We start from the raw sequence: 15,220 nt of genomic DNA, 5'->3' as shown, positions 1-15,220 counted from the left end.
CATAACGATCCCCGAAACTTTGGGTATGAGTTTTAGGGATCATTTTTCCTCACATTCCTCCTCCTACTCCGAGTTTCGACCCGGTTATCCGAAAGAACTTTTTTCGTATCTAAAAACCCTCGTCCCGGACGGTACGTCGGTCTGGGATTGTGGAACCGGAAACGGGCAAGCCGCGGTTTCTTTGGCGGAAGTTTTCGATTCCGTCATCGCAACCGATCCGAGCGCCAATCAGATCTCGGAAGCGGAAGAACATCCGAAAGTGCGATATCTCGTGGCCAGCGCGGAAAATTCCACATTAGAAAATCTGCAAGTGGATTTGGTCACTGTCGCGCAGGCCTTCCACTGGTTCGACTTCGACGCTTTTTTCACCGAAGTAAGACGCGTATGCAAACCCGGCGGCGTGCTTGCGATCTGGGGTTACGGTCTGCAAACCACTTCGCCCGAAACGGATACGATCGTCAAACGTCTGTACGGCGAGATCACGGGACCTTACTGGCCTCCCGAACGTAGATACGTGGAAGAAGCGTACAAAACGGTCCCTTTCCCGTTTTCTGAAATCGATCCTCCCGCACTTTTTATGGAAGAGTTTTGGACGGTGGAACAAGTGTTAGGTTATTTACGCACGTGGTCCAGCGTCCAGAAATTCATCCAAAAAAACGGGCGCGATCCGGTTTCCGAAGTGGAGGACCAATTACGATCTTCCTGGGGAAATTCGAAACTCCGTTCCGTCAAATGGCCACTTTTTTTCCGAATCGGCAGGATCCTCTAATGCAAACGAATAAACCGGAGTTTTGGGAAGCCGTCGGATTTTGGTTCCGGCTCGGATGGATCAGCTTCGGCGGTCCCGCGGGACAAATCGCGTTGATGCACAAACATCTTGTGGAGGAGAAAAAATGGATCTCCGAAGATCGGTTTACCCACGCACTCGGATATTGTATGTTATTACCCGGCCCGGAAGCCGGGCAACTTGCCACCTATCTCGGTTGGATGTTATACGGAACGTTAGGCGGAATTGTTGCCGGTTTTTTATTCGTTCTTCCCTCTTTTTTTATCTTTTTGGGAATTAGTAGTTTATACTTTTATTATGGAAACGTGCCCTTTGCGGTTTCGTTCCTGAACGGAGTCAAACCCGCGGTACTTTCGATCGTTTTCGTATCCTTTCTGAATTGGATTCCGAAAGGGATAAAAACGAAGGGACACTGGATCTGTTTTGCGGCCACGATTTTGGGTATGTCCGTTTTACGAATCCCATATCCGTATCTACTTGCGTTTTCTATGATATTCGGAATCTTTTCCTTTTTCTTATCCAAACAGGCGACTAAGAAAAAAAAGTCACCGTCCGAGGAAGAACGGTTTTCGATCGGAATCGGAGAATTTTCCGAAAACGTACGCCGTAGGGAAGAAAATTATAAAATTCTAAAATACATGGGCGGAATCGGAAGCGCCGCTTTGATCCTTTGGGCGGTTCCTCTGCTCGCGATCCTTCTTTTTTTAAGGACGGAGTTTTCTTTCTGGAAGGATCTGATCCTTTTTTTCACGAAAACCGCATTGTTGACGTTCGGCGGCGCATACGCGATTCTTCCGAGCGTAGCGGAATACGCGACCGGTCCCGCGGGTTGGATCAGCCTCGGGGAAATGATAGACGGATTGGCGTTCGGCGAGAGTACGCCGGGGCCGCTCGTGATGGTCTTAACGTTTATCGGTTTTTTAGCCGGTGCACATCGTTACGATTCTATTCTCTCCGGGGTTTTGGGTCTCACGTTAACCGCTTATTATACGTTTTTGCCCTCCTTTATTCTAATTCTGGGAGGGGCGCCCATCGTGGAAAAAACGACGGAATCCGTTCCGCTGCGTTTCGTTTTGGATTACGTGACCGCTTGCGTTTGTGCCGTGATCCTTCATTTGGGAATTTATTTCGCAAAATCCGTATTGCTGGAACCCGGCGCAAGTTCCGACTCCTGTTTAGGAGCGCCGTTTTCCTGCGTTCGATGGATGCCTTTGTTCATTACCGTAACGGGAGTTCTCCTTTTACGATGGAAAAAAGATATTTCCATTTATTGGATCGCGGCAGGCGGTTTTCTTTTTTTAGGAATCGATTTGTCGTATTATTTGTGAGTTCTAGTATATACTCCGTCCCAGCTTTTTTCCGGAGGATTGAGTTTGTATTCCTCACATCGTTCGATAAGAAGCGCGGCGGCCTTGTCCTTGGTTCCGCGCGTAATCTGAGAACTTTCCAATAATTCCTGAGCCAAGGACCATTCTCGATTGAGATATGCCTCGAACCCTTTCGCGAATTCCAAAACGGACGCTTCCATTCGTTCCGAAATTTTTTCAGGCCTTCCTATGAGTTCGTACAATCGAACCGGTTCGTTTTTTCCTTTCACTCGAACCACGTCCAATAGCCTTGTAAAAAATTCGTCTTTGATCTCGTGTCGTACGGATTCGCTCACCAAAATGCTCACTCCGTAGTCCTTCCCCGCCGCCTCCAAACGCGCCGCGAGATTGACCGTGTCTCCCATCATCGTATATGCGGAAATGGAATCGGTTCCCATAAACCCTACCTTAGCAAGACCCGTATTGAGTCCGATTCGAATCTGCATCTCTTGGGCTTCGGGAATATATACCTTTCGATCCCTCCAATCCTGCCTGAGTTTTTCCAGAGTCTCGATCATTTCCACGGAAGCCCTCGCCGCCTTAATACAATGACTTTCCACTTCCACGGGCGCATTGAAAATTCCTACGATCGCGTCCCCGATATATTTATCCAGAACACCTTCGTGTTTCTTTAGGATAAGCGTCATCGCGGAAAGGTATTCGTTTAACAAAGATGCTAATTCGACAGAAGTGAGTTTTTCGCTGATATTGGAAAAACCGGCGACGTCCGAAAAAAAAGCAGTGATCCGTTTCTCGCTACCGCGTTTTAACGCAGCGAGATCGACCATCGCTTCGCTTACAACGACCGGGTCGATCATGGTCCCGAGGATATTTTTGATCTTCTCGCGTTCGCGCAAACCGGCTACCATCGAGTTGAGCGCGATCGTCAACGTCCCCAATTCGTCCTTACCGCCCTGTTCGAATTGAACTTCTAAATTTCCTTGTCCTACTTCCTCCGCGTGAAAGATAATCCGTTTGATTTTTTGAACCACAAAACCGGAGATTAAAATCGCGAGAAGAATAGACATCGCGCAAATGATCAGAGCGGTCGCGATCGCGGAATTCCTATTTTTACGGATCATCTGCAACCCTTCCGTACGATCCACGAGAGTTCTGGAAATCCCGGAAAGATTCGCGGTGAGAATCGACGAAACGATCCCTTCTCCAGATTCGGAAAGCAGCGGTTTCGAATCCAAACTCCACAGGATTTCCTCCGCCTCACCTCTCGAATTCGCAACGATTCCGTCGGAAATTAATTTCTTGAGTTGAGGCGGAGGAGTTTCACTTTTACCGGAATAGATCCAATCCCGAAGCGCCGCATAACGTTCTTTCGCGAGAATCTGCTCTTTCGGATTTCTTAGATAATCCTGGTACGCTCCGGAATTTTGGCTGAATCTAAGTACGATCCAATCCTCCAAAGCCGCGTTTCTCGCACGACCGATGGAATCGATCCACAGATCGGTCTCGCTCTGAATCGGAAAATACGCCCTAGGATTTTTTTGATTTCCCGACTTCGGTTTTGCCGCCGTTTCTGCGACGGTCTTTTTATCCTCCGAAAATTCATCTCGGAATTTTTCGAACATCTCGTCCCGATCCTGGACGAGTTTGGAATAACGGGCATACAAATCTCGGTACGTCTTATCTTGAAACGGAGGAACCGGAGGTTTTTTGCCTTTGAGCTCCTGGATCCTTTTTTTAAGGGAAGGAATCAGATCACGAATCTGCGCCGAAACGTTAGTATCATTCTGTAAATAACCTTTAGCGAAATCCGGAGTAGTTTCACGGAGCTTTAACGCGCGTTCGGTGGAATTTTGATTTCGGAAAATGGGGGAATACAACGTCTGCAACTCCGTTTTTCCGATCGTGTATGCGTTTTCTCTAATATTTTGGGAAAAGTCGAGAGCCAAAATTTTCCGGATAGAATCCTTGAGGTGCGCGTCGATTTCGGAGAAAAAAAGATCCGAATTGACCGGTCCGTCGGGTTTGAAAATTTTCGTGTCGAAGGAAGGAATCAGATTCTCCTTTACCTGATTACCGATTACGGGAAACGTCTGGATCCGATACAAGGACATATCCAGACCGAGTTCTTCGATCTTTCTGTGTTGTTTGGACAAAGAAAGTTCCAAAATGGAACGATCCAACACGTTACGCGCCTTTTCAATCTTATCCTTTAAGGACTCGGTGGCGGCCTCCGTTTCCTGAATTTCCTTTTCGGAAACTTTCGTTTTCGAACGTAACTCGTCTCGTTTAGCTTTTTGTTCGTTCAGATCCGCTTCTAAAATCGCGACGACCTGGGCCAGGTTTTTGAGCTTGGAATACGTCGCGTCCGCAATTCCGAGACCGTTCGGATCCCGCAGAAGAGAATGGGTTTTTTTCTCCAATTCCTCGATGTCCGATTTGGAAAGATAAACGGAATAGTATGTGTCCTTGATTTCGGATTTTTTTTCCGTACCCAAAACGCCGAACAACTTCGTCTTAAAACCGAAAAGGCTGACCTGCTTTTCCTCTTGAGTAACCACCTTCGTTCTGTATTTGCGAAGAGCCTGGCTTTGACGTTTTACGCGTTCACGAAAGGATTCCACACGAATCAGACTGCTCGAAATATTCTCCAACTCCAAAACCAAACCGGAGATATAATGTCTGGAAATCGCCGCTTGTTTTTCGTAACTTTGGGTGAGGATTTCGGTCTGTTGATTTACGTCGATAAAGGAAAGAACCACTACGGTCAGTGCAATCAAGGCGCCGGTAAAAAGGGCGAGTTTGGCTCGGATTCCAAGGGAGAGTAACCTGGTAAAATCGAATACGACTCCCAGTATTCCTTTCGTTTTTTTCGAAAGTGGAAGCGTTTGTGCGGATGCGTTTCGGATCGGATCAGTGTCCACTGCGGTTTCCTCGGCGTTCAAAGATGGTTCTCAGCATTCTGATGAATACCCGAGCGTGAGTCACGAAATTATTGATACGAACATGCGGAATTTTCAAAGCGGGAAAATCTTAGAAGGCCGATTCTCTGAAAATATTTGACAAATCCTTTGGAGACCCCAACTTATCCGGATGCGATTCGTGTCTTGTTTCGGACGAAAAGTTTTTTGGATCGCGTTTTTTATTCTTTCGAATTCTCTTTTTGCAATCGAACCCGCTCTGATTATAAAACCGGATTTCCCCGGAAAACAATCCTTACTGAATTCCGTTTATTACGTAAGAGATCCGGAACTAAGGTTTCACGCGAAGGATTTTTTCGAATCTCTCGGTTCGCTTCCGGTGCAGAAGGTGGAAAATCCCACCTTCGGATTCGGCTATGATTCTGTTCCTTATTGGCTCTATTTCGAAGTGGAAACGCCGGATTTCGTCGAAAACCGATTTTTGCTGACCCTCCACTATCCTCATTTGGATCGGGTGGACGTCTTTTTCAAAGATGCAAACGGAGTTTCGGGTGAATACAATACGGGCGACGTCCTTCCGTTTATGACGAGACCCGTGGAAAACCGACTGTTTTTGTTTCCCCTTCCTTTGGAAAAAAAAGGAAGAACGAAAGTTGCCGTCCGCATTTTCACCGAAGGAGCCTTGAGTCTTTCGATGACCCTTTACGACGTAAAAACCAAGGAACGTGAAACCTCATCCGAGCTCGCCAAAGATTCCGCATTTTTCGGCGCGTTAGGCGTCATGGCGATTTTCAACCTGTTTCTTTTCTTTGGAATCCGGGAGAGATATCTACTTTATTATTCTTTTCTAATACTTTCGGTTCTGCTTCATCAGATCATTCTCGCCGGTTATGCGTTCGAATGGTTTTTCCCGAATCAACCGAAATTCATCAATCAACTTCATTTGGAAGCCGTGGCGCTGATGATGATTTTTATGTCGCTGTTTCTCTCTTCCTATCTGGAAGCGAAGCGGAAATATTCGGGAATGTACTTGTTTCTCAAAGGTTCCTTATGGATCGGATTGGGATTGGCGTTTTTGATTCCTTTGGTTCCGGGAAGATATCTGATACCGTTCACGTCCTTGTTTCCTCTGTTGCAGATGACGGTGATTTTTTTGATCTCCTTTTTCCGCGCCATCAAAGGGGAGCGGAAGGCGGTGATTTTTTTAACGGCCTGGTTTTTTACCTTAACCGGCGGGATCATTTTCGCGTTCAGTCGTTTCGGATTTTTTCTCAAGGACTCGCCCGCCATTCCGTTTTTACAGACCGGGATCATGTTGAGCGTGTTGTTTTTGTCCTTGGCCCTTTCGGAACGGATTCGAAGTATAAGAAAGGAAAAGGAAGAAATCGAGGAATACGCAGGCAAACTCGAAGAACTTTCCTATATGGATCCGTTGACCCGGGTGTTCAATCGAAGGTATTTCGACGAACAAATCCGAATCGCTTGGAGCCGCGCCACACGCGGGCGTTCATCCCTATCGTTATTGATGATCGACGTGGATTTTTTTAAACAGTTCAACGACACCTACGGACATAGGGAAGGTGATAGCGCATTGATTCAGGTCGCGCACGAAATCAAAGCGGGACTAAGAAGATCTCACGATATCGTGACCCGTTACGGAGGCGAGGAATTCGCCGTCATTCTTCCGGACACTCCGATCGAAGGAGCGGTCGTTGTCGCATTAAATATTTTGGCGAAGGTGGAAGCCCTGGGGATAGTTCATATCCGAAGTCCTTTCTCCAAAATCACGGTTTCGATCGGAATCGCCTGCACCGACGAACCGCAAATCCGTTCCTTTGCGGAATTGATCGAACTCTCGGATCAGAATTTATACCAGGCGAAGTTTTCCGGTAGAAATCATATCAAACATTGATCCGAGCCGGGTTGTATTCCGAAATCATAAAAGGGAATAATTTCTTTCCATTCGCGATTTCTACTCGACTCATAAAAGGGATTTTTTAGAATCCTTCCCTGCTATGAAATCCAGTCGAATCCCCTCCATACCTTCCCAAACTTTGTATCACGTCCTCAAGGCTTCCGCGGAAACGTTCGCCGATTCCACGGCTCAGTATTACAAACCGGACGGTAAAACGTATCAACCCTTCAGTTTTAAAAAATTAAACGAGACCGTACAACAGATCGGAAGCGGCTTGATCTCCTTGGGATTGGAACCGGGAACCCCCGTCGGATTGATCGCGGATTCCGGCGCTCGCTGGATCTGGTGTAGTATGGCGATCACCAACATAGGATGTGTGGACGTTCCGCGGGGAACGGATTCTACCGAAGAGGATCTTCTTTATATTCTCAATCACGCGGAATGTTCGATCGCATTCTTAGAAAACGAAAACGCGCTCAAAAAAATTCTCAATCGTAAATCGGAATATCCGCACCTTAAAAAGGTCGTTCTTTTCGATCGTAAGGGCGACGCGGAAGCGGACGGGCCCTTCGAAATACTATTGTTAAACGACTTGATACAAAAAGGAAAAGAATGGATCCGTTCCAAAGGCGCAGACGAATTCCATAAACGCGGGAGCGCAATCCGCGAAGAAGATCTTGCTACGATCGTATATACTTCGGGAACGACTGGAAGACCGAAAGGAGTGATGTTGACCCACAAAAATATAGTCTTCAACGTGGACAGCGCCTTAAAAGGAAACGACCTGAACATCTACCCGAGCGATCGAAGTATGGCGTATCTACCTCCTTGGCATATCGCAGAACGTCTGGTCGAAACGGTATGTCTTCGCGCAGGCGGAGCCGAAGCGTTCACCTCGATTTCCACGTTGAGTCAGGACTTAGCGGAAATCAAACCGACACTATTGCTTTCCGTACCGAGAGTGTGGGAAAGTCTTTACAACAAGATCCACGATAAGGTGAAAACGGCGTCCCCTCTTCAGCAGACGTTGTTTCAATTATTCAAGGAGATCGCGGTCGCCTATTACAAACATCTTTCCCGATTGCAAGGATTGGAATATTCCTTCGAGAATAAATCCGTATTCGCCGCCCTATGGCAAAAATTTATTTCCGCTTGGGTTGTGATTCTGCTCTGGCTTCCGAATCAGATCGCACAACTCGCGTTTAATAAAATCAAACAAGGATTAGGCGGAGAATTGAGATTCGCCCTTTCCGGAGCGGGCGCTCTGCCTCAATACATCGATACGTTTTTCAACGCGATCGGAATTCCGATCCTAGAAGGTTACGGAATGACGGAATTATCCGGAATTTCCACGAGACGTATCCTAGGGGAAATCACCGTCGGAACGTTGGGACGTTGTATTCCCGGCGTTCAAATCAAACTAACGGACGAAAAAGGAAACGAAATCACTAAACCCGGCGTGAAAGGGATCGCTTGGCACAAAGGCGATCACGTGATGAAAGGTTATTACAAAGAGCCCGAAAAAACCAAGGAGATTCTGAGTTCGGACGGATGGTTGAACTCGGGCGACCTTTTGACTTGGACCGTTTCCGGAGAATTGAAATATTCCGGAAGAGCTAAGGATACGATCGTACTTTTGGGAGGAGAAAATCTCGAACCGGAACCGATCGAATTCGCCCTGGTGCGAAGCGAATTCATTCATCAGGTTATGGTGGTAGGGCACGATCAAAAAACCTTAGGAGCTCTGATCGTTCCGAACGAAGAAGCCTTGGAGAAATATCTCAAAGAACTTCGTTCGAAAATGTTAAACGAAGTGAAAAATCTCAACTCCGATCCGGACGTGTTGAGTCTTTTTAAGAACGAAATCAAATCGCTCGTATCCAACGAAACCGGATTTAAGAACTTCGAAAAAGTTTCCAATTTCAGAATTCTCGACAAAAAATTCGAACCGGGAGACGAGTTGACTCAGACGATGAAAATAAAGCGGAACGTGGTTGCGGATAAGTATAAAAAGGAAATCGAGGATATGTATCGATAAATCCGTAATACGCGTAAAAAACGGGGGCAAAAGCCTAAATTCTTCCTGGATCCGTAACCGATCCGATATTGGATCGAAGAAACGGAAAGATCGCAAGGAGAAAATCTTTTGTCCCTCATCGAACCTATCAACAAAGAACGTCTATTACGAATCTTAAGCGTCGTCGTTGCTTTGATATTTTTACAGACATTATTCTTCAAATTCACCGGCGCCGCGGAATCGGTGGCGATTTTCACGCAACTGCAAATGGAACCTTGGGGAAGGATCGGAAGCGGAGTCGCGGAGTTGATCGTTTCCGTTCTCGTCTTGATTCCGAAACGAAGATGGATAGGCGCCGTATTGGGATTGGGTTTGATGATCGGAGCGATCGTTTCTCACCTATTCGTGATAGGAATCGAACAGGAGGGAGACGGAGGACTTCTTTTTTTCCTCGCGGTTCTGTGCGCCTTGATCTGTTCCTTTTTTTTATGGACCGACAAGGAAAAACTAACACGGATTTTACGAAAATTCGGAAGAAAATAAACTTTCCCGAATATCGAAAAAACGTAATCCTCTCCTAACTTCAAATAAGGCGGACTTCGATGGGGGAAGAACAGGCAAAAATCCACGCGTTAAATAAGATCGTCTCGATCATAGACGAAAAGGCTTCGCTTTATAAAAACGAACGTAAATCCATGCCTCAAGCGCGCGCCTTAGCCGAAAAAAAACTCATTTTGGATCTGATCGACGACGGTCTTAAACTTGCCAAAACGATTCGTCCAAAACCGGAAGACCTGATCCGGGATCTCGAAACCCTAAACAAACAGATGATGAACCTCTGATCATTCGGACGATTGCCCGAGATTAAAAAACAGAATCGCGACCAAAGCTGCCGCGATGGAAAGATAATGATACAGGTTTACTTTTTCGGAGAATAGGAACACCCCCACGAAGATCGAAGTCGTGAGAATGGACAATACCGCATAAAGAATGTAATACGAAGCTCCGTATCTGCTATATAAAAGATAAAATCCCAAAAACGTGAAGTAAAGACCGACTCCGCTTATCCAAAAGTAATTAGTATTCTCCGTCAGATAACGTTTGAGATCCTCGGGTCTGTAAAAGAGAACCGAAACGATCAAAAGTGCGATACAAATAGACAAGGTAGGAATCAAAAATAGGAAAGGCCCCGATGTGGGAGAGGATTTTTTCTGGCCGAACGCGTAAAACGCGTTTCCTATAGCGGCCATCAAAGCGAACAACAAGGGTAAAAGTGCGGAACCGAATTTCATGTATTATCTCCGATCTTCAGGGTTTTATTTTTCGAATACGAAAGAAAGAACTTTCCTCGATCGTGATCCGTTCGGAATTCGGAAGACTCTGCGTTTTCGTTCTTAGTTTCCTTTTATCGATTCCACGTTAGACGACAGCGCAAGCCGAAGCGCAACGAATGCCGTCCATTGCCGCTGATATGATTCCCCCCGCATAACCGGCGCCTTCTCCGCAGGGATACAAACCCTGGATTCTGATATGCTGCAAGGTGACCGGATCCCGCGGGATTTGAACGGGTGAAGAAGTTCTCGTTTCGGGAGCGTGAACGACCGCTTCGTTCGTAAGATAACCTTTCATCGATTTATCGAATTCTCGAAAGCCCTTTCGCAACGTTTGCAAGATGATCGGAGGTAAAACCTCTTCGAGCGCCACGGATACGATTCCGGGAGTATAAGAAGTTCGCGGAAGATCGACGGACAACCTACCTTCCACAAAGTCGCCCAATTTTTGCGCAGGAGCGGTTTGTCTACGACCACCCGCGATCCAGGCCTTACGTTCGATTTCCTTTTGGAATTCCATCGCTGCCAAAGGACCGAACGAGGAAAAGGATTTAAAATCTTCGGGACGAAGCTCCACAACTACGCCGGAATTGGCGGAAGGACGGGCGCGTTTGGAGGAGGACCAACCGTTCGTCACGATCTCTTCCTGTTTTGTCGCGCACGCTGCGACCACACCTCCGGGACACATACAAAAGGAATATACCCCTCTTCCTTCGATTTGTTTTACGATATTATACGGGGAAGGAGGAAGAAACGGGCTTCGTACCTCGCACGCGTATTGGATCGAATCGATCAGGGATTGTTTGTGTTCCACCCTGACCCCGATGGCAATCGGTTTTAGCTCGATTTCGATACCCTTTATATGCAATAATTCGAATATATCTCTCGCCGAATGCCCCGTCGATAAAATTACTTTTTTTGAATATATTTTAAGACCGGATTTGGTCTCCACTCCGGCGATTCTGTTTCCTTCAAGAATAAGATCGACGACCCGTTCTCCGAAACGAACTTCGCCGCCGCACTCCGCTATCTTTTCGCGGATATTGCGTACGATTTTCGGAAGTTTGTTCGTGCCGATATGCGGATGAGCTTCCACTAGAATGTCCGGATTGGCGCCGAAACCGACGAGCCATTCCAGAATTTGGCGGACGTTACCGCGCTTTTTGGAACGTGTATATAGTTTTCCGTCCGAATAAGTGCCCGCCCCTCCTTCGCCGAAACAATAATTGGAATCTTCGTTAACGAGGTGATGTACGTTGATCTCCTTAAGATCGAAAGGCCTATTTTTAACGTCCTTCCCTCGTTCCAAAAGGATCGGCTTTTTGCCGGAAAGTATCAACTGAAGACAAGCGAAAAGACCGGCCGGCCCCGCTCCGACCACGATGATTTCCTCCGCGTTAGTCACGTTTGGAAAATCCGGAAACGGAATCGGCTCCGGAATAAAATTTTCGCCGATGTAAACGGCGACGTTAAGATTAAAAAAAACGTTCTTTTGACGCGCATCGATGGAACGGCGAAGTACGATCAAGTCTTGAATCTCTTCGGTACGGACCTTGAGGATTTTGGAGACGAATTCTTTGAGAACTTCTTCCTGACCCGCGACGTGGGGCGGGACTCTAAGTTGCAGTTCCTGTATCATAAATATACTTGATTTAGGAAATGAGTTTAAAACAAATCTTAATTTTTCAATCGGAGGTAAGTTTAGGAAGGAAAAGGAGGGAAAGACCGGCGCCTACGTGCAAAAACACGACGAACAAACTCAAGGAAAATAAACCGAAGTGCAAAAAAGGCGCGATAAACGCCGTACCCAGAGAGGAAACGGAAATGATAGAAAGAAGAATGAGGGAAGAAGCCCGATTGTCGTCCCCGTTCGACGCAAGGATTCCCTTCAGAAAACCCGTAGGACCGCGAAGTCCCAAACCCAAGTTCATCAGAGGAAAGATCGCCAAAATCCAGTTCGGATTGTTGTTGCCAAAAATGGAATATAATAAAAGTAAAATAGATGAAAAAAGGGAAAGAAACGTTCCGATCGTGACGAGCGATTCCGGTTCGAATTTACGGTTAAGAAAAGAGGAGGAAATCGCTCCAGTAATAAAAAAAACGACTCCGATGGTCTGCATCTGGGCGAATTTGGAGATATCCGAATTCATCGTCTTGACGATGATTACGGGTGCTCCGAAAACGAAAACGAGAAGACCTCCCAAATTCAAAGCCTGGCTCAACGAATATCTCTGAAAAACCGGGGAACGTAAAAGTTGTCGATAGGAACCCGTATCCACTTTTGCCGAAACCGGACGAGGGCTTTCTATCCGTAAAAACAAAAACGCGAACGCAAGAAAAAGCGAGAAAAACGCTGTGATCAAAAAGGAATACTTCCAAGTTCCGAACGTGAGGAGCCAAACTCCTAAGATCGGAGCCAACGCAGGTACGAGAGACTCTACACTTCCCAACATTCCCAAAACGCGGGTCGCGCCCTTTTCGTCGAAAAGGTTTTTAACGATTCCAGGAGCCAACACCGCAGGGGCGGAGGAACACAGACCTTGGAAAAAACGCAACACGATCAGGACGTCCAAAGACTCGGACAAAGAACACAAAAAAGAAACAAGAGCGTATAACGTGAGCGAGGAGAAAAGGAGGGAGGAAGTTTTTATCTTTGAGCCGATATATCCCGAGAAAAGTATACCGAACGCGGTTCCTCCGATAAAAGCCGCGATCACGAGTTGGGAACGAGTCTGATTCCCTCCCAAAATTTCGGGTAAAGCGGGGATGCTGGGAAGAACCAAGTCGATTCCGGAAAGACCGAGCACGGAACCCAGTCCGAGGAGTATACAAAGTAAAATCGCATTTTTTGGCTTGCCTGAGTTCATGTCACACTCGGAATTCAAAATCACTAAAATTCAAATTCCAAAAACAAAACCGTTCCAAAGAAAGCAAGTAATTAGAAGAAAATCGAGTGTGTGTAAAATTCGGTCATTCTAACCTAACACCGGACTTTCGTAGTTCGATTCGTGACAAAAAGAACATTCTTAAAAAGAAGATATCGGAGCGGAAATCGGGAATGAGTCAAAAAATTTATTACAAAGAACGCGAACTTTTTTCGAACCCTAGAGGAAACGAAAAAGTAAATCGAAAATCCCCGCGACTGACGTAACGTGTAAATCCCAACTTCGATTCGAATTACCTAACGGATTCGAGATTCCCCTATTTCAGCAAAATCAAGACCGGAAAATCGGATCGGCGTATATCCTCAAAAGGAAATAAAATTATGGGATAGATGAAATATGAATCATAGATAAAATATCAGTAAAAGTAATATTAATAATTTCAAATAAATTAAATTATAATTTGACTGTATTATACTATTGTTTTATTTTTATTCTCTAAATTTTTCTTATAGGGGATTTTCGTGAAAAAAATAACTATTCTTTTAGTTTTGGTTGTTTCTATCTACGCATTCAATTGCAAGGAAGGGGACAAAACAACTGTGGATGAGACTAAGACCATTTTAGAAGGGATTTGGGTTTTAGATTTTGGATGCCAGCAGGATCCGACTCCCAATCCGATAGCTTGGTTGATCGTCAGCAACAACCGAGACGTTGTGTCCTGCATTCAGGCGTCGAATACGGTTACGAAAGGATTGATCATCAAAGGTCAGCCGGAGGGAAATTATACGATCGATTGGCAACAAGGACCGCCTTCCACCGCGCAGTATCCCGTTACCCAGTGGAATCTCTTAGGATTGACCTCGCAAGGAACTACAAACTGTTACTCTAGGGTTAGAAATCCCGCGAATAATCCTCCCGCATTCTGCAAATACTAATCGCAAGATATCGCGACAAAAACTTCGAAGGAAAGAAAGACTTTCCTTCGATTCAAGTTGAAATGAAGGGGAAAGGATTCCCCGCATCGTCGTCGGAACGATTAACAAAAGAAAATCCGGAAAACAAAGTTTCCTCGATGAAACGATTCCGAGAGGCAAAGGAAGCCCTTTTGTTTCGTATAATCACGGTTAGGTGAACCAAGCGAGAAATCTCCGTCACCAACCCTATCCCGCCCCGTTCTCAAAAACGTCATATCGAATTTTTTCTCAGTATGACGTGCAAAGCTCCTTCGCCCTGTTTTTCTTCCGCGATCTTGAATCCAAGACCGGGCAAATCGATACCTGTCAAAAGATTCTCGCCTTGACCTAAATATACGGGTGAATGGGCGAAATGAATCTCATCGATCAGACCTTTCTGCAGATATTGTCGAATCGTCTGTACTCCGCCGCCGATACGAACGTCCTTACCTTTGGCTGCCGCTTTTGCTTTTTCAAGCGCGGCTTCGATCCCCTCGGTTTCAAAGTAGAAGGTCGTACCACCCGCCATTTCAAGCGGCTTACGCGCGTTATGTGTAATGACGAAAACGGGCATATGATACGGCGGGTTATCTCCCCACCAACCTTTCCAGGATTCATCACCCCAAGACCCGCGAATCGGACCGAACATATTACGACCTAAGATCCATGCACCTACGTTGTCGAAAGAACGTATCGCGAAATCGTTGTCTATACCCGTCGTTCCGGTCTCACCCCCGTCGCCGTGCATTTGTTGAAAGAATTTAGTCGGAAAGAACCAACTCATGAGTTCCGGACCGCGCACTCCGAGCGGTGCTTCGAGGCTTTGATTCGGCCCTGCTCCAAATCCGTCGAGGGAAATACCGAAAGCGGCCACTTTGACTTTACTCATTTGAACTCCTTGATTGAAAAACAATAAGACCGGACTTTTATCACGAGATCAAGTGTATTTCCAGGAGCGGGTGTGATCAAACTTCCAAATCAAACGACTCTCTCCTTTTAGTTCCCAACGTTACGAATACTCTTCTTTCCTTACGAACCGAAATCTCGAACGTCGCGACCACATTGTTTGCGAGCCTGAAGCCGGAT

Annotated in this window: 11 protein-coding genes and 1 pseudogene; 7 read left to right on the top strand and 5 right to left on the bottom strand. The window is 46.2% G+C overall.

Annotated elements, in window-relative coordinates; all coding sequences use genetic code 11:
- Positions 1-19 precede the first annotated feature (19 nt).
- Together EHQ17_RS19555 and chrA are read left to right on the top strand one after the other, a co-directional pair.
- Positions 20-769 (top strand): class I SAM-dependent methyltransferase, encoded by a 750-nt coding sequence (locus tag EHQ17_RS19555; protein WP_210412892.1) that lies wholly within the window; start codon positions 20-22, stop codon positions 767-769.
- The gene (chrA, locus tag EHQ17_RS19550; protein ID WP_135590773.1) at positions 769-2,115 is read left to right on the top strand and encodes a chromate efflux transporter; all 1,347 of its coding nucleotides are present in this window, start codon (positions 769-771) and stop codon (positions 2,113-2,115) included. The genes EHQ17_RS19555 and chrA overlap by 1 nt, the downstream gene beginning before the upstream one ends.
- On the opposite strand, the pseudogene EHQ17_RS19545 reads toward chrA, so the two are convergent.
- Positions 2,106-4,940, bottom strand: a pseudogene (locus EHQ17_RS19545) (adenylate/guanylate cyclase domain-containing protein); the annotation flags it as partial. The gene chrA and the pseudogene EHQ17_RS19545 overlap by 10 nt on opposite strands.
- 274 nt (positions 4,941-5,214) lie before the next feature.
- Here EHQ17_RS19545 and EHQ17_RS19540 point away from each other — a divergent pair.
- The 4 genes from EHQ17_RS19540 to EHQ17_RS19525 all read left to right on the top strand — a co-directional run bounded on the left by EHQ17_RS19540 (position 5,215) and on the right by EHQ17_RS19525 (position 9,807).
- Positions 5,215-6,945, top strand: a complete 1,731-nt coding sequence (locus tag EHQ17_RS19540; RefSeq protein ID WP_167881175.1) for a diguanylate cyclase — start codon at positions 5,215-5,217, stop codon at positions 6,943-6,945.
- Between the two features lie 103 nt (positions 6,946-7,048).
- Positions 7,049-8,986, top strand: a complete 1,938-nt coding sequence (locus EHQ17_RS19535; RefSeq protein ID WP_135590771.1) for a long-chain fatty acid--CoA ligase — start codon at positions 7,049-7,051, stop codon at positions 8,984-8,986.
- Between the two features lie 108 nt (positions 8,987-9,094).
- Positions 9,095-9,508 (top strand): DoxX family protein, encoded by a 414-nt coding sequence (locus tag EHQ17_RS19530; RefSeq protein ID WP_135590770.1) that lies wholly within the window; start codon positions 9,095-9,097, stop codon positions 9,506-9,508.
- 59 nt (positions 9,509-9,567) lie between these two features.
- Complete coding sequence (locus EHQ17_RS19525; protein WP_135590769.1) at positions 9,568-9,807, top strand: hypothetical protein; 240 nt, start codon at positions 9,568-9,570, stop codon at positions 9,805-9,807.
- On the opposite strand, the gene EHQ17_RS19520 is transcribed toward EHQ17_RS19525, so the two are convergent.
- From EHQ17_RS19520 to EHQ17_RS19510, 3 genes are all read right to left on the bottom strand, one after another.
- Positions 9,808-10,257: an EamA family transporter gene (locus EHQ17_RS19520; RefSeq protein WP_135590768.1), complete on the bottom strand. Its 450-nt coding sequence runs from the start codon at positions 10,255-10,257 to the stop codon at positions 9,808-9,810.
- Between the two features lie 127 nt (positions 10,258-10,384).
- Positions 10,385-11,935, bottom strand: coding sequence for an NAD(P)/FAD-dependent oxidoreductase (locus EHQ17_RS19515; protein WP_135590767.1), 1,551 nt, complete (start codon positions 11,933-11,935; stop codon positions 10,385-10,387).
- A 46-nt stretch (positions 11,936-11,981) separates the two neighbouring features.
- Positions 11,982-13,163 carry an MFS transporter gene (locus EHQ17_RS19510; RefSeq protein ID WP_135590766.1) on the bottom strand — a complete coding sequence of 394 codons (1,182 nt, stop codon included), beginning with the start codon at positions 13,161-13,163 and terminating at the stop codon, positions 11,982-11,984.
- Positions 13,164-13,702: 539 nt separating this feature from the next.
- Between EHQ17_RS19510 and EHQ17_RS19505 the strand changes: the two genes are divergently transcribed.
- Positions 13,703-14,116: a hypothetical protein gene (locus EHQ17_RS19505; RefSeq protein WP_135590765.1), complete on the top strand. Its 414-nt coding sequence runs from the start codon at positions 13,703-13,705 to the stop codon at positions 14,114-14,116.
- Between the two features lie 250 nt (positions 14,117-14,366).
- Here the strand turns inward: EHQ17_RS19505 and EHQ17_RS19500 are convergent, their stop codons facing one another.
- The gene (locus EHQ17_RS19500; protein ID WP_135590764.1) at positions 14,367-15,023 is read right to left on the bottom strand and encodes a dihydrofolate reductase family protein; all 657 of its coding nucleotides are present in this window, start codon (positions 15,021-15,023) and stop codon (positions 14,367-14,369) included.
- Positions 15,024-15,220 lie beyond the last annotated feature (197 nt).

The sequence above is a fragment of the Leptospira gomenensis genome (genome assembly GCF_004770155.1).
In the GTDB taxonomy this organism is placed as follows: Bacteria; Spirochaetota; Leptospiria; order Leptospirales; family Leptospiraceae; genus Leptospira; species Leptospira gomenensis.
The sequence above is the reverse complement of the archived record's forward strand: the minus strand, read 5'-3'. Positions and strand labels throughout refer to the sequence as shown.